Origin of the sequence: Yersinia enterocolitica subsp. enterocolitica, from assembly GCF_901472495.1 — a bacterium.
GTDB lineage: Bacteria > Pseudomonadota > Gammaproteobacteria > Enterobacterales > Enterobacteriaceae > Yersinia > Yersinia enterocolitica.
In genome coordinates, this window is sequence record NZ_LR590469.1 from 706,113 (window position 1) to 724,383 (window position 18,271).

An 18,271-nucleotide genomic window follows, 5' to 3' on the forward strand; every position below is an offset into this window, starting at 1 on the left:
TGGGGCCATGACCGCATGATCTGCTGATGAAATAACCGCCTTATTGTTGCACTTGTTATGCATAAACGGCTTTGTCCATCCTTTTATCCTCCCTTTTCCGGTAGCAGAAATGCACCCAATTGATGCATTGACTGCTCATTTATGGGTCATGAAGAGTCTCTGATGTTGTTTTTATGTTGCAAAAGTGTGATCCAATAGAGCAAAAATCAACATTGGTTTCCAATGCATACAATTTCGAGTTAAACCCGTCCAATTGGTCATTTTGATGGTCAATAGACAGTATGAATGCGAGTGTTTTGCATAATTATGCATTTTAAATATTTGTTTTAATGAGATTTATACATTTTATTCACATTGTGAGCGGTGTGGCACGAAAGCTGCTCTACACTTTATATCAGGTGAATATATTTCATTCTTCATTGTTAACAGAATAAGAGATTTTGTTGGGCGGCAGGGTGATTCCTGGCAATAAGCCTCTCAAGTCATTGGCCTCTCAAATAATAGGCCTCTCAAAAAACAAGTCTCTCACCCCATATTTACGCTGATTAAAGAGGCCACTATGGAACAGCCAATCCCGGTTACCCGACAGTCTTTTGATGAATGGATCGTCCCAACTTATGCTCCAGCTGACTTTATTGTGGTACGAGGCGAAGGGGCGACACTGTGGGATCAACAGGGTAAATCTTATATCGATTTTGCGGGAGGGATTGCTGTCAATGCCTTAGGACATGGGCATCCGGCCGTAAAAGCCGCATTGATTGAGCAAGCAGACAAAGTATGGCATTTGGGCAATGGCTATACCAATGAACCGGTGTTGCGACTGGCAAAACAACTGATTGATGCCACCTTCGCTGAAAAAGTATTTTTCTGTAATTCAGGAGCCGAAGCTAATGAAGCAGCGCTGAAATTGGCGCGTAAATATGCCTTGGATAATTTTGCCAATAAGCCGGGACAGCAGGGCGAAAAGAACCAGATTGTTGCCTTTAGAAACGCCTTTCATGGCCGGACACTGTTCACTGTTTCGGCGGGAGGCCAGCCCAAGTACTCGCAGGATTTTGCTCCATTGCCGGGGGGGGATTAGCCACGGCATTTTCAATGACCTGGCCTCTGCCGAAGCGCTTATTACCGATCAAACCTGCGCGGTGATTGTCGAGCCGATTCAAGGTGAAGGGGGCGTGTTACCCGCAGATAGCGAGTTCCTGCATGGCCTACGTGCATTGTGTGATCGCCATAATGCGGTACTGATTTTTGATGAAGTACAAACCGGTGTTGGCCGTACCGGTGAGTTGTATGCCTACATGCATTATGGCGTCACCCCTGATGTCCTGACCAGCGCCAAAGCTCTTGGGGGCGGGTTCCCGATAGCCGCCATGCTGACGACCACAAAATATGCCAGTGCACTGAATGTCGGCAGTCACGGGACAACTTACGGCGGTAACCCATTAGCTTGTGCGGTGGCGGGCACCGTTTTATCTCTCATCAACACACCAGCTGTATTGTCGGGCGTGAAAGAGCGGCACCAATGGTTCTTGGCGGGTTTGGCAGACATCAATGCGCGTTACAAGGTTTTCGCCGAAATACGCGGGCGCGGCTTGTTGATTGGCTGTGTGCTGAACAGTGATTATGCCGGCAAATCCAAAGATATCATTCAGGCCGCAGCTCAGCATGGGGTAATCGCTCTGATTGCTGGCCCCGATGTTGTCCGCTTTGCACCATCACTGATTATTTCTCAGCACGATATTAAAGAGGGCTTGGCCCGACTTGCTATGGGTATTGAGCAGGTCTGTCGTAAGGCTAAGTCGTAACACATCAGCCGTAATACATTAGCCGTAATACATCGGCAGTCAGCAAGGACCTTGAATATGATGAGAGTTCGCCCGGTAGAACGCCGTGATTTAGCCGATATTCTGGAGTTGGCTGGGAAAACTGGCGTTGGCATGACCTCACTGCCACAAAATGAGCAACACCTCGCCGCCAGAATTGAGCGTGCATTAAATACCTGGCAAGGTTCTTTGGCTGTGGGTGAGCAAGGTTACCTGTTCGTATTAGAAGACACTGAGCGAGAGAAAGTGGTGGGCGTCAGTGCTATAGAAGTGGCTGTGGGAATGAATGACCCTTGGTATAACTTCCGTGTGGGGACATTAGTTCATGCCTCTAAAACCCTCAATGTGTACAAATCAGTGCCGACGCTATTTTTGAGCAATGATCACACTGGTTATAGTGAACTCTGCACACTGTTTCTTGACCCTGAATATCGTAAAGATAAAAACGGCCCCTTTTTATCGAAAGTTCGTTTTTTGTTTATCGCCGCATTTCGCCAGCACTTCTCGCGCAAATTGATTGCTGAGATGCGCGGTTACACCGATGAACAAGGCCGTTCACCATTTTGGGAAAATGTCGGTCGTCACTTTTTCTCTATCGAATTTGCAAAAGCCGATTACCTGAGTGGGACGGGGCAAAAAGCGTTTATTGCCGAACTGATGCCGAAACACCCGCTGTATGTGGATTTTTTGGCAGAAGAAGCCCGTGCAGTGATAGGCCAGGTTCATCCTCACACCGCACCTGCTCGCGCGGTTCTGGAGACTGAAGGCCTGCAATATCAGGGATATGTCGATATTTTTGATGGTGGGCCGACGTTGGAAGCCAACACCGACGAAGTGCGGGCGGTGCGCGATAGCAGCCAGCGAAAAGTGGTTATTGATGATATTGATATTGACCCAAGTGGCAGCGCTTATTTAGTGGCCAATGACCGTTACCAAGAATTTCGTTCCATATTAATTAACACCCATCTATCAGACGAATTTCTGCATTTAACCCCTGACAATGCAGCGGCACTGGGTGTTGTGGCGGGTGATGTGGTTCGGATAATCAGCCTTTTTGCCCCGGAGACTAAAAAATGACCCATCCTGCATTGTTTATTCAGGGGGAATGGCGCACCGGTAAAGGTGCCCATTTTGATAAACATGACCCTATGGAACAGCAATTATTGTGGCAAGCGCGTGCCGCTGATAGCGCAGATGTCGCCGCTGCTTGTCGCGCTGCGCGTGATGCTTTCCCCACATGGGCGCGAACGCCATTGGAACAGCGAGTGGCGATTATTCAGCGTTTTGCCGTATTACTCGAACAACATAAGCAGCAATTAGCGCGAACGATAAGTCTGGAAACCAGTAAACCGCACTGGGAAACGCTAACAGAAGTGCAGGCCATGATGGGCAAAGTGGCTATTTCGCTGCAAGCCTATCAAACCCGAACCGGTAGCAGTCAAACGCCGATGGCGGACGCTATCTCAGTGCTGCGGCACAGGCCACATGGCGTATTGGCGGTTTTTGGCCCTTATAACTTTCCCGGACATCTGCCCAATGGACATATTGTTCCTGCTTTGTTAGCGGGCAATACGGTGGTGTTCAAACCCAGTGAATTGACCCCGGTAACGGCAGAAGAAACTGTCAAGTTATGGCAATTGGCAGGCATTCCTGATGGCGTACTCAATTTAGTTCAGGGCGGACGTGACACTGGCGAAGCGCTGGCGGCTCAACCTGATATTGATGGTTTACTGTTTACCGGCAGTGCCAATACCGGTTACCACTTACACCGGCAACTGGCGGGGCAACCGGAGAAAATTCTGGCGTTGGAGATGGGGGGGAATAATGCCCTGATTGTTGAGCAGGTCAAAGACTGTGATGCAGCGGTAAACCTCGCGATTCAGTCGGCTTTTATCTCTGCTGGTCAGCGTTGTACCTGCTCGCGCCGCTTGTTGGTCAAGAGTGGCGCTGGGGGCGATGCATTTTTACAACGTTTTGTTGCGGTGAGTAAAGCGCTCTGTATTGGGCGCTGGGATAGTCAACCGGCTCCTTTTATGGGGGCGGTGATTTCATCTCAAGCGGCTGAAAAAATGCTGGCAGCACAGCAACATTTGCTGTCATTAGGGGGGAAAACCTTATTAACCATGACCCGACCTGACAGCCAAAGTGCGGTTTTGACCCCAGGTATCATTGATATTACCGGTATCAGCGAGGTCCCTGATGAAGAGTATTTTGGCCCGCTAGTGAGTGTTATTCGCTATAGCGATTTTAACCAGGCACTAAAAATAGCCAATCAGACCCGATTTGGTTTAGCTATCGGCTTAGTTTCAGAAGACCGGCAACAGTTTGAACAACTGCTATTGGAAGCTCGTGCGGGTATTGTTAACTGGAATAAACCTTTGACCGGAGCCTCCAGTGCAGCTCCATTTGGTGGGGTTGGGGCTTCAGGTAATCATCGACCAAGTGCATTTTATGCCGCAGATTATTGTGCCTGGCCAATGGCATCACTCGAAAGTGAAAGCCTGACACTGCCCGCAACACTGTCGCCAGGTATTTCATTCGACTTACCTGATTAGCCCACTGACCTGATTAACTCATAGGTGCGAACGGAGAATACGATGGCAGGATATGAAGTTAACTTCGATGGATTGGTTGGGCTGACACATCACTATGCCGGATTGTCTTTTGGTAATGAGGCCTCCACCAGGCATCAAAATACACTCTCCAACCCACGGCTGGCAGCAAAACAGGGCCTGCTAAAAATGAAAGCACTGGCCGATTTAGGTTACAAGCAAGGCGTTCTTCCCCCACAAGAGCGCCCAGCGATGGGGTTTTTACGCCAGTTGGGTTTCAGTGGATCAGATGAGCAAGTATTAAGCGAAGTGGTACGCAAATCGCCGCGGCTATTATCGGCGGTCAGCTCTGCCTCATCAATGTGGACAGCTAATGCGGCAACAGTATCACCTGCCGCGGACAGCGCTGACGGGCGAGTTCATTTTACCGTGGCAAATTTGAATAATAAATTTCATCGCGCCATCGAGGCAGATACAACCTCAGCAATATTAAAAAGCATTTTTAATAATCACCGTCACTTTGTTCACCACGATGCATTGCCCTCTGTTGAGTTATTTGGCGATGAAGGTGCAGCTAATCATAATCGCCTGGGGGGAGAGTATGACCGCCCGGCGATTCAGGTCTTTGTTTATGGCCGTCAAGGGTTTGAAAACGGGGCGATGCCCAGTCGATATCCTGCGCGCCAAACATTAGAAGCTAGCGAAGCCGTGGCACGTTTGCACTTGTTAGACCCTGAACGCGCTGTTTTTGTACAGCAGAATCCGGCGGTGATCGACCAAGGGGTGTTCCACAATGATGTTATCGCGGTCAGTAACCAAAACGTGTTATTCCACCACCAACATGCTTTCGTACCCGATATCCGAGTAATGGAAGATCTGCGTCGCAAAATGGGGCGAATTGAGCAACAGCTGTTCACCATTGAGGTGCCCGCAGCACAAGTTTCTGTCGCACAAGCGGTATCGAGCTATCTGTTTAACAGCCAGTTACTGAGTAAGGCCAATGGCAAGATGCTGCTGGTTATTCCACAAGAATCCCAGGAATGTCCCGCAGTGTGGGAATATCTGTCTGAGCTGATAAATAGTGGTGGTCCGATTGATGAAGTCAGGGTCTTTGACCTGCGCGAAAGTATGCACAATGGTGGTGGTCCGGCCTGCCTACGGCTACGTGTTGCGCTCAATGATACTGAGTTAGCGGCAGTGAATAGCAGAGTGATGATGACTCCTGCTTTGTTTGTTGCGCTGAATAATTGGGTCGATCAGCACTATCGCGATCGCTTGCAATTTAAGGACTTGGCTGACCCACAGTTGTTACAAGAAGGGCGACAAGCATTGGATGAATTGACCAAGATACTCAATTTGGGTTCGATATACCCGTTCCAACATCTTTAATCGAAATAGCAAAAATCGAACGGCATGAGCCATGAAAAAAGATAAGCAAAGGGAAGGGACGATGATGCCAGATTTTCTGTCAATCACCCTATCGGGGGTTCCACCGTCACTCACTAGCGGCGAAACATCAAACCTTAAATGGCAATGGGTGGATGAGGGGGTATTGATGCTCACCCCCCACGGAACCTGTTCGCAATCAGTGGTGTTATCGGCCGGTATCCATGGAAATGAAACAGCTCCGATTGAGATTCTAAACCAATTAGTCTCTGATCTATTAGCTAGTCAGTTGCCATTAGCCGTGCGTTTGTTAGTGATATTAGGTAATCCGCCAGCTATCAGAGCCGGGGAACGCTATCTCACCGCAGATATCAATCGCATGTTTGGTGGGCGTTATAAAAATCATTCACTAACTGATGAGGCAAGACGGGCTGAAATCCTTGAACAAAAGGTGGGGGAGTTTTTTGCATCTGATCCCCTGTCTTTACGCTTACATTATGATCTACATACGGCCATTCGGGGTTCACATCATAACCGATTTGGTTTGTTACCTTACCGAACAACGCCTTATTGTGCGGCAATGTTACGTTGGCTAAAAGATAGTGAGTTAGATGCATTAGTCATGCATACCTCGGCGGGTGGAACCTTTGCCCACTTCAGTAGTGAGTTCTGCCAGGCGGCCAGTTGTACGTTGGAATTGGGCAAAGCGCTACCCTTTGGGCAAAATCAGCTCGAACAGTTTAGGCCGATCACTACGGGTTTACGTGCATTGGTCAGCGGAGGGCAATTGCCTACTCGATCTACCGAGGCAATGATATTTTATCGTGTCGTTAAATCACTCCTGAAGCAACATGCTGATTTTAAATTGTGGGTGGCGGATGACACGGTAAACTTCACTCGCTATCCGCAAGGAACATTGATGATAGAACAGCTCAATGAGCATTATTGCGTTGAACATGAATATGAGTGGATCTTATTCCCCAATCCGCGTGTTGCGTTGGGATTGCGTGCAGGCATCATGCTAGTGCAAATGGATGAGAATGACTTACTACAAGCTTAAGTAAGGTTATAAGACTAATACCGCCCTATATAGTTACGTAGGGTAATATCACCACGGGGCGTTTTACTTAAGCTAAATTTAAAGAGATATATCTCTTTTGGTATGTAAAAAAGTGACTTCCCAACATCAATAGTTCATTTTCTCTGCATTAAATTAAAAAATATCTTATTTAATTTTATATCGCTCATCGGCAGTTTGATAAAACCTATCTAATTAACGACACGCTAAAACCACACTTTTCATAAACCTATTAATGCCATTTATACTTTGTTCTTTTCTTTGTTGCACCAAATAGGGTATTCATCCTTGATTATTTGTATTTTAAATAGTCGATAAATGGCTTTGGATATATAAAAAATAGATTATAAGTGTGATATCCACTCCATTTTACAAATCTAACCACTCAAAAGAACAAAAAAGAAACAAATTGAAATGACTTTGCACCTAAATGGTGCTATTGCACTGTTTTGGTTATATCTAATTACCTAAAAACATTTTGTTACAATTGATTACCTGTTTATACCTGTATATCTTCAATTTTACCGTTTTAACTTTTCGTGCTTAGTGATAATGTCTATTCGCTTTACAAAGACAGGTAACTAACTAATTTAGTCCGCGGGTTAATTTTATTAAAATTTAAAGGAAAAATAATGATGAAGCGCAGTGTGCTGGCCTTAGCGGTCACCTTGAGTATCGTTCCTACTCTCTCAAACGCAGCAGAAATTTATAATAAAGATGGCAATAAGCTGGATCTTTATGGCCGCGTAGCCGCTAAATACATTTTCACAAATCATAATAATGCCGATGATACTTATGTGCGTTTTGGTTTTAAAGGTGAAACACAAATCAATAGCCAACTGACCGGTTTCGGCCAGTGGGAATATAACGTTGCTGCTAAAAATGCTGAATCTTGGGGCGACAAAGGCAATAAAACCCGTTTAGGTTTTGCTGGTTTGAAATTTGCTGAATTTGGCTCTTTCGATTATGGCCGTAACTATGGCGTAGTGTACGACGCACTGGCTTATACCGACATGTTGCCAGAGTTCGGTGGCGACTCAATCGCTTACACTGATAACTACATGACTGGCCGTTCAACCGGTCTGGCAACTTACCGTAACTCTGACTTCTTCGGTCTGGTAAAAGGCCTGAATGTTGCTGCTCAGTATCAGGGCCGCAATGATGATGGTGATACCACCAATAATGAGCGCGCAATTCAGAAAGCTAACGGCGACGGTTACGGTTTGTCTGTTGATTATCAAGACATCGAAGGCAGCGGCGTTGGTTTCGTAGCAGCATACTCTAATTCTAACCGTACCTTGGGTCAGAAAAATCTGGCTAACAGTGCTACCGGTGATAAAGCTCAAGCTTGGGCTACTGCGCTGAAATATGATGCCAACCAGGTTTACATCGCAGCTATGTACGGCGAAACGCTGAATATGACACCATACAAAGCACTGATCGCGAACAAAACCCAGAACGTAGAATTGGTTGCTCAATATCAATTCGAAAATGGCATTCGCCCATCTATCGCTTATGTTCAGTCTAAAGGTAAAGACCTGGATGCAGTCGGTAGTGCTGACTTGCTGAAATATGCTGAAATTGGTGTGACTTACTACATCAATAAAAACATGTTTACCTATGTTGACTACCAAATTAACTTGCTGGATGAAAACAATCCGCTGGGTCTGGGTACCGACGATACTGTTGCGGTTAACCTGACTTACCGTTTCTAAGTTAATTCAGTAAAGATTACCCTTTTCTGTGTCGGAAATAGGTGAATAAAAAAGGCGGGGTTATCCCTGCCTTTTTTGCATTTAAAATCATTAAAAGTTGGATAAGAAAGTATTACGACAAATTAGCGCTGATATTGTTGTTCACCCCACTTCAGCATTGTAATAACCAACTGCTGGAGTAACTGTTGTAAGTGCGCAGCCCGTTCAGGCAGATAAGAATAGGGTTCGGCCTCAGACATATAGTTTAACTGGGATAACTCAAGTTGCACTGCATGCTGATGATCCTGTGGTGAACCATATGCTCTAGTTATGTAACCACCTTTAAAGCGGCCATTTAATATATGACTAAACACAGATTGGCGTTCGCAACACTCTATCAATTGCGTACTTAGCGATGGCGCACAACTGGCCCCACTATTGGTCCCAAAATTCAAATCTGGCAGTCTCCCATCAAACAACCTCGGGATAACTGAGGCAATTGAATGGGCATCAAGCAGCAATACATAACCGAATTTGGCTTTAAGCCGCATCAATTCGAGCTGAATTTGCTGGTGGTAAGGCCGCCAGATATGTAACAAGTAGGATTGACGCTCCTGAGGAGACGGCGTTTTGCCTGGCATAAAACAGGGGCGGCCATCGAACAGCGTTTCTGGGAACAAACCGGTAGTTGCGGTTGTATATAGCGGCTGATCATCTTCTGGACGGTTCAGATCAACCACTAAGCGAGAATAATTGCCGATAACCATGCTGACGCCAATATTATGGGCGAAATCATAGAGACGGGGAATATGCCAGTCGGTATCTGAAAGCGGTCGGGCGGCTTCTGTCAGGCCATCTTCAACGGCGGGAGTCAGCCGTGTACCTGCATGGGGGATACTGATGAGTAAAGGCAGTTTTCCAACCTGGAAACTTAACGGATCAACCAGATTCATGGGCGAGCATCTCCTTGGAAAACAACAGATGCGGGCAATTGACCGCCGAGCCAGTAAGCCAATTCAGCAGGGTGCGATAATGGCCAATGAACCCAATTTGCCAACTTACCTGTTTCCAGTGTTCCTTGCGTTTCTTGCAACCCCAGAGCCTGAGCCGCATGGCAAGTGACACCTGCGAGTGCTTCTTCCGGAGTCATACGGAACAAGGTGCATGCCATATTGAGCATCAGCCGTAGTGAGAGTGCTGGCGATGTTCCCGGATTGGCATCACTGGCTAATGCCATCGGCACGTTATATTGGCGAAATAGTTCAATTGGAGGGCATTGCGTTTCTCGCAATAAATAATAAGCTCCCGGTAGCAATACCGCGACCGTACCCGCATCGGCCATTGCTCTAACATCTGACTCCGTTGCGTATTCAAGGTGATCAGCTGACATGGCATTAAATTTGGCAGCCAACGTGCTGCCATGGAGCGAGGAAAGTTGTTCTGCATGCAGTTTTACCGGTAAACCGGCTTGCTGTGCCGCTAAAAATACACGCTCAACTTGAGCGAGTGAAAATGCCAGATGCTCACAAAAAGCATCAACAGCATCGGCGAGCTTTTCTTTTGCAACTTGGGGAATAATGGTGTCGCAAACGAAATCAATGTAATCATCAGCCCGACCAGAAAATTCGGGTGGCAAAGCATGAGCAGCCAGACAGGTTGTTTTGACTGTGACAGGCAATAATTCGCCTAACTGGCGTGCCACTCGGAGCATTTTTATTTCACTCTCAAGGCTGAGGCCATAACCAGATTTAATTTCAATGCAGGTTACCCCTTCAGCAAGTAATGGCTTTAGACGAAATAAAGCTTGTTCCAGTAATTGCTGTTCACTAGCATTTCGTGTTGCTCTGACTGTTGACACGATACCGCCGCCATTGGCGGCAATTTCTGCATAGCTCACACCATTAAGACGTTGTTCGAACTCGGCACTTCGATCACCACCAAACACCAAATGGGTATGGCAATCAATTAATCCAGGGGTGATAAGGCCACTTGAGTAGATAACCTCGCGTGAAGCGCTGAGTCTGGGTAATTCATTATATGGCCCGATCCAGACTATTTTACCGTCAGTCACCGCCATTGCCCCTTGCGGGATCAGGTGATACTTCCCTCCACGCATGGTCACGATATCGGCACCGTACCACAAACTGTCGCAGTGAATTGTTGACACCATCTGACTCCCTAAGATGTACAGAATTAAGTTGTATATACAATCATGGACAACCTAGCGCATAAATTCACTATCGGCAAGATAGGGATTTAAACAATTGCGTAACACTTCGCACTTCTCGCAGAGAAATAAAATTGATCAGGACGTGACGGTACCTTGTGGGGTAAAACGGCCATAGAGTTGATAGCGAGAGCTGGGATAAAGCAGTTGAGCAACGGTCACAATTGCTTTTCCATACCAGGTTCTACGGCGAATCAGTAGGCACGGTTCATGCTCTTCTAATTGCAGCAACTGCCGCTCAAGGGGGTTTGGAATAACAGCTTCGACAATATGTTCACCTTCAGTTAGCGGGGCTGCTTGGGTGAGGTAACTGTAAGGGGTGATTTGGTTGAAATCCTGCTTCATATAATCAGGCGCGGTGCTTGGATTGACGCAACGATTCTCGACCTGAATGGGGATATCATTCTCGTAATGAACAATTTGCGAATAGAACAGCTGTTGACCGGGCTGAATGCCTAAAGCAATCGCCTCTTCAGAACTTGCTGGCCGCGCCTCTAACTGCAAAATCTTACTACTATGGGCGATGACCACGTGCAGTGATTTCGTCAGCAATATTATGAACTTCAAGTAAGGCACTGTGCGCCTTTGCTTCAGCAACAAAGGTTCCTACGCCTTGCATGCGGATCAGAAAACCTTCACTAGTGAGTTCACGTAACGCCCGGTTGATGGTCATACGACTGACCCCTAACTCGGCGACTAGCTCACTCTCTGATGGTACACGTTGATGGGGCTGCCAGACTCCAGTCCTAATTTGGCGAATAATAGCTAACTTAACGCGTTGATAAATGGGGGCAGGAGTATCGTCCATTGCGGGACTTAATTGTAAGGTTGTTTGTTGTTCCGCCACGACGTTAACCTCGTCAGATAAGAAAATATACGCTAAGTCTACGGTTGAATTTAGCGTGTGTATATGTATATACAAGTTAGTGGTTTAATTAATTGACGCAGCTGCTGCTCAGCGCGTTTGACTCTGAACAAAATATTGGGATATCGCTATGCCAGTTTATTTTACCAAACGTGCTTTCTTACCTGATGGATGGGCGAATGACGTACAGATAACTGTCAATGAACAGGGCAACATTCAGCGCATTATGACGGGCAGCAGTGACACGGATTGCCAAATTCTCTCGGGGCCGATAGTGCCCGGAATGCCTAATCTACATTCTCACGCTTTTCAGCGCATGATGTCTGGATTAGCTGAGATTGCGGGTAACCCGCAGGACAGTTTTTGGACATGGCGAGATTTGATGTATCGATTAGTCCAGCGATTGACACCAGAACATGTCGGTGTGATTGCTCGTCAGTTATATATCGAAATGTTAAAAGGTGGCTATACCCAAGTCGCAGAGTTCCATTATTTGCATCACAGCCCCGACGGTAGCCCATACAGTGATCCGGGGGAGATGACATTACACCTAAGTCAGGCCGCGCAAGACGTTGGAATAGGGATGACCTTATTACCGGTATTGTACAGTTACGCGGGATTCGGTGGTCAACCCGCTCAACAAGGGCAGCGCCGTTTTATTCAAAACACAGAAAGCTATCTCAAGCAGCAGCAAGTTATCACTAAACAATTGGCGAATCAGCCCCTACAAAATCAAGGCCTGTGCTTTCATTCATTACGCGCTGTTGAGTTAAGTCAAATGCAGGAAATATTGCAGGCATCGGATAAACAGTTACCAGTGCATATCCATATTGCAGAGCAGCAAAAAGAGGTCAACGATTGCCTTGCCTGGAGTGGGCAACGGCCCGTGGCGTGGTTGTACGATCATGTGCCCGTCGACAGTCGTTGGTGCCTGGTTCATGCCACACATTTGGATGAGTCAGAACTTGTTCGGTTGGCTAAAAGTCAGGCTGTTGCCGGATTATGCCTAACAACGGAAGCCAATTTGGGGGATGGTATTTTCCCGGCAGTAGATTATTTACAGCATCATGGTCGCTGGGGAATAGGCTCCGATAGCCATGTTTCTCTGAATGTAGTGGAGGAGTTACGTTGGTTGGAATATGGGCAGCGCCTGCGTGATCAGCGTCGTAATCGCCTGACTAATGAACAGTATCCAGCGGTTGCCAATTTACTTTATACCCAAGCTTTAGCTGGGGGGCAGCAAGCTTGCGGCAGCAATATTGGTCAGATAGCAGAAGGTTATCGTGCCGATTGGTTAGTTTTGGATGGCAATGATCCTTATATTGGTGGCACAGAATCTGCTTCTTTATTGAATCGATGGTTATTTGCGGGGGATAAATCGCAAATTCGGGATGTTTATGTGGCGGGCAATGCGGTAATAGTGGATAGATATCATCCAATGCAACAGCAAACTGCACAGGCTTTTCTGGTGGTACTAAAAGCCTGTCAACAGGAGGTCTGATGAGCTTTACCATTTTTGATTTTGCCAGTCTACCGGTTAGCCGTTGGCGAAATGGCGGTGGTGAAACCCGTGAAATTGCATGTTGGCCAGTTGGAGGTGATGATTTTGCCTGGCGTGCCAGCATCGCAACCATTGAGCAGGATGGCCCGTTCTCAGTATTTCCCGATATTGACCGATCCATTACTTTACTCTCAGGAAAAGGAGTAGTGCTTTCCAGCCCTCACTGGGAAGCCCATACCCTTTCAACCCCATTACAGCCTTTTGCTTTTCCTGGTGATATACCCATCCATGCTCATTTACTCGGGGGGAGCAGCCAGGATTTTAATATCATGACTCGCCGAGGCTGCTGGCAGGCAAGCGTAACACCTATTAGCTCAGCGCAAGAACTTCCTGCCTCACATGGCGGATTAGTCTATGTAGTGAGGGGAAAATGGCTTATTAGCCACACAGAAACGCATGAACTTAGCGCTTCGCAAGGATGTTGGTGGTTGCCAGCCATTAAAGGTGGCCAATTACAGCCACAGCTTTCTGATAGCCATTTATTATGGGTTAGTCTATTTCCTGAACGATAAAACACCAAATATTCACATTGCTGACACGATGACGCTGTCTCTGGTGGGGCTGGTGGAAGAGTACAGCGTCCGCGCCAGGAATGGCGTGGCTCGAAGTTACGAGGCTGTAGTGAGTTAATAAGGGGTAAAAACCTGTTGATTGATGATATTGTAATAATATAACATCACATTAATATCAACCGACAGGAGTTTTTCATGCCAATGAAATTGCACCATCTATCCATCATTGCACTTAGTGTTTGCGTATCTTTGACCAGTTTTAATTCGTTTGCTCATGGTAAACATAGCCATGAGCATCAACAATCTGAAGCAGCACGCAAAGCAAGTGAAGGTATCTTTGCAGATAAAGGCGTTAAAGATCGGCCACTCAGTGATTGGGATGGGGTGTGGCAATCGATTAATCCCTATCTGTTGCAAGGTGACTTGGATCCGGTGCTGGCAGATAAAGCCAAAAAGAACAAAAATAAAACAATTGAGGAGTACCGGGAGTATTATAAAAAAGGCTATGCAACTGATATTACGATGATTGGTATTGAGAACAATACTATTGATTTTCATACCCCAGAAGCGGTTAACTCCTGCCAATACAGCTACTCTGGTTTTAAAATAATGCACTATGATTCAGGGAAGAAAGGAGTGCGCTATTTATATGAATGTAAAGATGCCAGTTCTAAAGCCCCGAAATATGTCCAATTCAGTGACCATATTATTGAGCCACAGAAATCCCAGCATTTTCATGTCTATATGAGTAACGAATCACAAGAGAAGCTGCTGAAAGAAATGGATAACTGGCCAACCTTTTACCCGATAACGTTAGATAAAGATGACATTGTCCACGAGATGTTGCATCACTAACGGCACTGAGGCTGTGCGAGTGAGTTGCGCAGCTTCAATTTGGTTGTTCTTGACCGGCGGCTGTTAATGTCGCACAGACCGTTTGAAATTTAAAAAAACTATTTTAGCTATTTTATGTTTACCCTCTTTCGCATTTGCGCAGGGGGTAACAATGCAACGCTTAATCTGAGTGATTCAACTATTTCGATGATGGGCGCGAGCGCGGGTCATGGCTACTTTGATGTGTTGAGTACCCGTAGTGTCGCTTTTAGCGCCAATAGCGGTGCGATGCTAAATGGCGATATGCGGGCCAACGGCTGGCAGCAGTAGTGTGACGCTAGATAGTAGTGCGAGCTGGCATGGTTCGGCACGTAATATCGCAACGCTGGCAATGGACAATAATGCCAGTTGGACTGGCGCGACAAATAGCACCGGTGCGGTATCGATCAATGGAGGTAGCTTGTGGCAGGTTACCGATGATTCAGATATTGCATCATTGGCCCTGAATGATTCAACGCTCGGCTTTAGTACACCGAATACGAGGGTTTATAAAACCTTAACCGTAAATGGTGATAGTTGGCTGCAATACAGTTCACTGAACGCGGAAGTAAACGGTGAGCAACTGTCAGGTGAGAAATATGATATCAACGGTCTGAGCGCATCCGTAGACTATTGGCTAACGTCGCCCAGAAAATAGGTGATAAAAGTTATAGTGATACAGCACTAACAGTCGGATTTAAATACGCTTTCTAATCAGTGAGTCATAAAGGCCTGCCAAAAGGATGGGCAGGTCTTCTACCTCAGTCGCCACACGGGCGAGTTTTTGGTAAATCCTGAAATGTGATATTTATAAAACATCCTTCCATTAAAATTGAAATTTTGTTTCCAAGTTGCTATGGTCAGCACAGTCAAGTCTAACTATCACACCCAATGGGCTGAAGCTCATTGGCGCAACGGAGATAATAAATGAAAATCGCACTGATGATGGAAAACAGCCAGGCGGGTAAAAACGCAATCATCTTGAAAGAGCTGAACGCTGTGGCCTCAGAAAAAGCGTACCCGGTATACAACGTAGGTATGAGTGATGAGAACGACCATCATCTGACTTATATCCATCTGGGGATTATGGCCAGCATCCTGCTAAACGCTAAAGCAGTAGATTTCGTGGTCACTGGCTGCGGTACGGGTCAGGGTGCGATGATGTCATTGAACATTCATCCAGGTGTTGTGTGTGGTTATTGCATCGATCCAGCAGATGCTTTCCTGTTTGCTCAGATTAACAACGGTAACGCACTGTCACTGCCATTCGCCAAAGGTTTTGGCTGGGGTGCTGAACTGAATGTGCGTTACATTTTTGAGAAAGCGTTCACCGGCGTGAAAGGTGAAGGCTACCCACTGGATCGTAAAGAGCCGCAAGTGCGTAACGCGGGTATTTTGAATCAGGTGAAAGCGGCAGTAGTGAAAGAAAACTATCTTGATACACTGCGCGCTATCGATCCGGAATTGGTGAAAACAGCCGTGAGCGGTGAACGTTTCCAGCAGTGTTTCTTCGATAACTGTCAGGTTGAAGAAATCAAAGCATTCGTGAAACAAATTCTGGCGTAATGATAACCGAGCTTCATGACTGAAATAGTATCAAAAACAAGGCTCCTAAACAGGGGCCTTTTATCTATCCGTGATAGCCTAAACCTTAATTAGCTAGCACTTCGGTGGCGTTCCTTGTGCAGGCAGATAGCGCAGTGGGTCCAGCGCTGTTGCCCGGTAGCGAATCTGAAAATGCAACATTAGGGTATCTGTTCCTGTGCTTCCCATAGTGGCTATTTTCTGCCCAGCCTTAACATCCTGACCATTATTCACCAGCATGGTGTCGTTATGGGCGTAAGCGGTAATGAAATCCTCGCCGTGCTTAATCATAATGAGATTGCCATAGCCGCGCAGTTGATTGCCGACATACACCACTTTCCCTTTGGCTGATGCATAGACTGGCTGCCCGCGTTTACCTGCAATATCAATCCCTTTATTACCACCATCGGCAGTGGAATATTTAGAGATAACTTGGCCGCTGGTGGGCCAACGCCAGCAACGACTTGCACCAGGCGGTGGTGTCGATTTAGCCAGCGTCGAGCTTGATGATTTGCGTTTAGTTGACGTCAGACGCCCTGTTGAACTCGAACTATCAAGTCGCAACTTCTGCCCAACTTCCAGTCGATAAGGGGGTTTTAGCTTGTTGATACGAGCAAGGTCACTGACTTCACTGTCACTGATCCAGGCGATAAAATAGAGGGTATCACCCTTTTTGACGGTGTAGGATTTGTCGTTGTAACTGCCCTTCGGCAGCTTGGCATAGTCACGATTTGAATTGTTTGAGCACCCAGCCAATAGCAAGATAGCCATTGCATATAACGCCAACCGTGGCCACAACTGCATTCTGCTTTTCGTGTTCAAAACGTTTCCCTTGTCATCGTGATTTCAATTGCTCTCAGCCACTTATCATAACATTGTAACAATAAGCGTCAAAAGCCAGAACAAGGTTATCGTTTAAGATTCGGATATTGGAATAGCGGATAAACGGCGTTACCCGACAATGGCCGGGTAACATTTAACCGCACAAGATTTATAGCGAGGTTTCGGTTTCAGGAATGAGTTTATTGACTGATCCGCAGACAGTGACTTTACTGCGCACCACTTCTTTCATGACATCCATATCATCTTCCACTCCGCCCCAACTCAGCTTCAACACTGCAATCGTGGCGATGACAAAAATCAACCACAGTCTTGACCTGACGCACGTTCTCGGCAAACGGGAAATGGCTGCCATCAATCATTGCACTACGCACACCGGCATTCACCTTGCGGCTAATATCATCAAGGGATTCGTGGTGGTCAAGATGTAGCGCCAGTGGCATCCCATAACTTTCAGAATAGGCTTCACACAGTGCGTAGATTTCTTCAAACGCAATATGTTTAAAAGTGCCGGGCGTGCCCGCTAGTATCACTGGAGACTGCATCTCTTTACAGACTTCGAGGATGGCCTGAATAGTTTCCGCGTTATGGATGTTGAAAGCCGGTACTGCGTAGCGCCGGGCCTGCGCATCCTGAAGAAGATATTTAGTAGAAATAATACTCATGTCATGCTCCTCTCAGCCTTTCCAGGGATGAATAACAACACCTTGCACTACACGGTTTACGGTGCCGCTGGCAGAAGGGGGGCCGGGGTAATACCTGCTTTGATGGATTCGGTGAGGGCGAAAATTTGTGCATACATCAGGAAGCAGAAGGCCTGTTCGACATCAATAAAATGCCGTGATGTTGGTAACAGGATATGCGGGCCGTGTTCTATTTCAGGGCTGGTTACGGCAGATATTGCCACGACGCGCATCGCCTGATGGTCGCGGTGCAATTCGGCCAGCAAATCGAGGTCATATTGCCGAGTGTAAGAGTGGCTTGAAACAAAAACCACCACCAGTGTTTCAGCATTCACCAGTGATTTAGGCCCGTGACGAAAGCCAGTTGGTGAGTCATAAAACGCGGCCACTTTACCTGCCGTCAGTTCCAATATCTTGAGTGCCGCTTCCAAGACCAACAGGTGCGCAGAACAGACGGCAAAGATGCCACATCCTGTATCCTGTTTATGGTCAGCCACAAACTCGGTTAAATGTTTCACTTTCCTCTCTGTATGAGTTAAATGTCTTTTTATCTTTCGATTTATTTCATTTAATACTGCTTTATGGGTTAATAA

The 18,271-nt window shown here is 46.6% G+C and carries 14 protein-coding genes and 4 pseudogenes; 12 read left to right on the plus strand and 6 right to left on the minus strand.

The window, feature by feature from the left end:
• Nucleotides 1–559 precede the first annotated feature (559 nt).
• The 6 genes and pseudogenes from FGL26_RS03240 (at nucleotide 560) to FGL26_RS03265 (ending at nucleotide 8,554) form a co-directional block, all read left to right on the plus strand.
• Nucleotides 560–1,805: pseudogene (locus FGL26_RS03240) on the plus strand (bifunctional succinylornithine transaminase/acetylornithine transaminase).
• A gap of 57 nt (nucleotides 1,806–1,862) precedes the next feature.
• The gene (gene astA / locus FGL26_RS03245) at nucleotides 1,863–2,900 is read left to right on the plus strand and encodes an arginine N-succinyltransferase (RefSeq protein WP_005169035.1); all 1,038 of its coding nucleotides are present in this window, start codon (nucleotides 1,863–1,865) and stop codon (nucleotides 2,898–2,900) included.
• Nucleotides 2,897–4,378 carry a succinylglutamate-semialdehyde dehydrogenase gene (gene astD, locus FGL26_RS03250; protein WP_005169037.1) on the plus strand — a complete coding sequence of 494 codons (1,482 nt, stop codon included), beginning with the start codon at nucleotides 2,897–2,899 and terminating at the stop codon, nucleotides 4,376–4,378. The genes astA and astD overlap by 4 nt, the downstream gene beginning before the upstream one ends.
• A gap of 42 nt (nucleotides 4,379–4,420) precedes the next feature.
• Nucleotides 4,421–5,764: an N-succinylarginine dihydrolase gene (gene astB, locus FGL26_RS03255; protein ID WP_005169040.1), complete on the plus strand. Its 1,344-nt coding sequence runs from the start codon at nucleotides 4,421–4,423 to the stop codon at nucleotides 5,762–5,764.
• A 64-nt stretch (nucleotides 5,765–5,828) separates the two neighbouring features.
• Nucleotides 5,829–6,821, plus strand: a complete 993-nt coding sequence (astE, locus tag FGL26_RS03260) for a succinylglutamate desuccinylase (RefSeq protein ID WP_005169042.1) — start codon at nucleotides 5,829–5,831, stop codon at nucleotides 6,819–6,821.
• Nucleotides 6,822–7,471: 650 nt separating this feature from the next.
• Nucleotides 7,472–8,554, plus strand: a complete 1,083-nt coding sequence (locus FGL26_RS03265; RefSeq protein ID WP_138060217.1) for a porin — start codon at nucleotides 7,472–7,474, stop codon at nucleotides 8,552–8,554.
• Between the two features lie 122 nt (nucleotides 8,555–8,676).
• Here the strand turns inward: FGL26_RS03265 and hutG are convergent, their stop codons facing one another.
• From hutG to hutC, 3 genes and pseudogenes are all read right to left on the minus strand, one after another.
• Nucleotides 8,677–9,486, minus strand: coding sequence for an N-formylglutamate deformylase (hutG, locus tag FGL26_RS03270; protein WP_005169047.1), 810 nt, complete (start codon nucleotides 9,484–9,486; stop codon nucleotides 8,677–8,679).
• Entirely contained in the window at nucleotides 9,483–10,703 is a 1,221-nt protein-coding gene (gene hutI / locus FGL26_RS03275) for an imidazolonepropionase (protein WP_005169050.1), read from the minus strand. Before hutI ends, hutG begins: the two co-directional genes overlap by 4 nt.
• Before the next feature lie 135 nt (nucleotides 10,704–10,838).
• A pseudogene (gene hutC / locus FGL26_RS03280) lies at nucleotides 10,839–11,607 on the minus strand (histidine utilization transcriptional repressor HutC).
• Nucleotides 11,608–11,755: 148 nt separating this feature from the next.
• On the opposite strand from hutC, the gene FGL26_RS03285 reads away from it, so the two are divergent.
• The 6 genes from FGL26_RS03285 (at nucleotide 11,756) to FGL26_RS03315 (ending at nucleotide 16,137) form a co-directional block, all read left to right on the plus strand.
• The gene (locus FGL26_RS03285; RefSeq protein ID WP_005169056.1) at nucleotides 11,756–13,126 is read left to right on the plus strand and encodes a formimidoylglutamate deiminase; all 1,371 of its coding nucleotides are present in this window, start codon (nucleotides 11,756–11,758) and stop codon (nucleotides 13,124–13,126) included.
• Nucleotides 13,126–13,698, plus strand: a complete 573-nt coding sequence (locus FGL26_RS03290) for a HutD/Ves family protein (protein ID WP_005169060.1) — start codon at nucleotides 13,126–13,128, stop codon at nucleotides 13,696–13,698. The genes FGL26_RS03285 and FGL26_RS03290 overlap by 1 nt, the downstream gene beginning before the upstream one ends.
• A gap of 195 nt (nucleotides 13,699–13,893) precedes the next feature.
• Nucleotides 13,894–14,553 carry a metal-binding protein ZinT gene (gene zinT, locus FGL26_RS03300; protein ID WP_005169066.1) on the plus strand — a complete coding sequence of 220 codons (660 nt, stop codon included), beginning with the start codon at nucleotides 13,894–13,896 and terminating at the stop codon, nucleotides 14,551–14,553.
• A gap of 114 nt (nucleotides 14,554–14,667) precedes the next feature.
• Nucleotides 14,668–14,862: a hypothetical protein gene (locus tag FGL26_RS03305; protein ID WP_071530599.1), complete on the plus strand. Its 195-nt coding sequence runs from the start codon at nucleotides 14,668–14,670 to the stop codon at nucleotides 14,860–14,862.
• Entirely contained in the window at nucleotides 14,828–15,229 is a 402-nt protein-coding gene (locus FGL26_RS03310) for a hypothetical protein (protein WP_005169070.1), read from the plus strand. The genes FGL26_RS03305 and FGL26_RS03310 overlap by 35 nt, the downstream gene beginning before the upstream one ends.
• Nucleotides 15,230–15,498: 269 nt before the next feature.
• On the plus strand, nucleotides 15,499–16,137 hold the full coding sequence (locus FGL26_RS03315; protein ID WP_005166458.1) for an RpiB/LacA/LacB family sugar-phosphate isomerase: 639 nt from the start codon (nucleotides 15,499–15,501) through the stop codon (nucleotides 16,135–16,137).
• 93 nt (nucleotides 16,138–16,230) lie between these two features.
• Here the strand turns inward: FGL26_RS03315 and actS are convergent, their stop codons facing one another.
• From actS to FGL26_RS03330, 3 genes and pseudogenes are all read right to left on the minus strand, one after another.
• Nucleotides 16,231–16,959 (minus strand): amidase activator ActS, encoded by a 729-nt coding sequence (gene actS, locus FGL26_RS03320; RefSeq protein ID WP_005169072.1) that lies wholly within the window; start codon nucleotides 16,957–16,959, stop codon nucleotides 16,231–16,233.
• Nucleotides 16,960–17,243: 284 nt separating this feature from the next.
• Nucleotides 17,244–17,660 (minus strand): annotated as a pseudogene (locus tag FGL26_RS03325) (class II fructose-bisphosphate aldolase); the annotation flags it as partial.
• 12 nt (nucleotides 17,661–17,672) lie between these two features.
• Nucleotides 17,673–18,106, minus strand: a pseudogene (locus FGL26_RS03330) (SIS domain-containing protein); the annotation flags it as partial.
• Between the last annotated feature and the right edge of the window lie 165 nt (nucleotides 18,107–18,271).

What these genes read in the sequence shown, in the direction of transcription:
- astA (WP_005169035.1), top strand. Translation starts at nt 1,863, where the DNA reads ATGATGAGAGTTCGCCCGGTAGAACGCCGTGATTTAGCCGATATTCTG.
- astD (WP_005169037.1), top strand. Translation starts at nt 2,897, where the DNA reads ATGACCCATCCTGCATTGTTTATTCAGGGGGAATGGCGCACCGGTAAA.
- astB (WP_005169040.1), top strand. Translation starts at nt 4,421, where the DNA reads ATGGCAGGATATGAAGTTAACTTCGATGGATTGGTTGGGCTGACACAT.
- astE (WP_005169042.1), top strand. Translation starts at nt 5,829, where the DNA reads ATGCCAGATTTTCTGTCAATCACCCTATCGGGGGTTCCACCGTCACTC.
- FGL26_RS03265 (WP_138060217.1), top strand. Translation starts at nt 7,472, where the DNA reads ATGATGAAGCGCAGTGTGCTGGCCTTAGCGGTCACCTTGAGTATCGTT.
- hutG (WP_005169047.1), bottom strand. Translation starts at nt 9,486, where the DNA reads ATGAATCTGGTTGATCCGTTAAGTTTCCAGGTTGGAAAACTGCCTTTA.
- hutI (WP_005169050.1), bottom strand. Translation starts at nt 10,703, where the DNA reads ATGGTGTCAACAATTCACTGCGACAGTTTGTGGTACGGTGCCGATATC.
- FGL26_RS03285 (WP_005169056.1), top strand. Translation starts at nt 11,756, where the DNA reads ATGCCAGTTTATTTTACCAAACGTGCTTTCTTACCTGATGGATGGGCG.
- FGL26_RS03290 (WP_005169060.1), top strand. Translation starts at nt 13,126, where the DNA reads ATGAGCTTTACCATTTTTGATTTTGCCAGTCTACCGGTTAGCCGTTGG.
- zinT (WP_005169066.1), top strand. Translation starts at nt 13,894, where the DNA reads ATGCCAATGAAATTGCACCATCTATCCATCATTGCACTTAGTGTTTGC.
- FGL26_RS03305 (WP_071530599.1), top strand. Translation starts at nt 14,668, where the DNA reads ATGTTTACCCTCTTTCGCATTTGCGCAGGGGGTAACAATGCAACGCTT.
- FGL26_RS03310 (WP_005169070.1), top strand. Translation starts at nt 14,828, where the DNA reads ATGGCGATATGCGGGCCAACGGCTGGCAGCAGTAGTGTGACGCTAGAT.
- FGL26_RS03315 (WP_005166458.1), top strand. Translation starts at nt 15,499, where the DNA reads ATGAAAATCGCACTGATGATGGAAAACAGCCAGGCGGGTAAAAACGCA.
- actS (WP_005169072.1), bottom strand. Translation starts at nt 16,959, where the DNA reads ATGCAGTTGTGGCCACGGTTGGCGTTATATGCAATGGCTATCTTGCTA.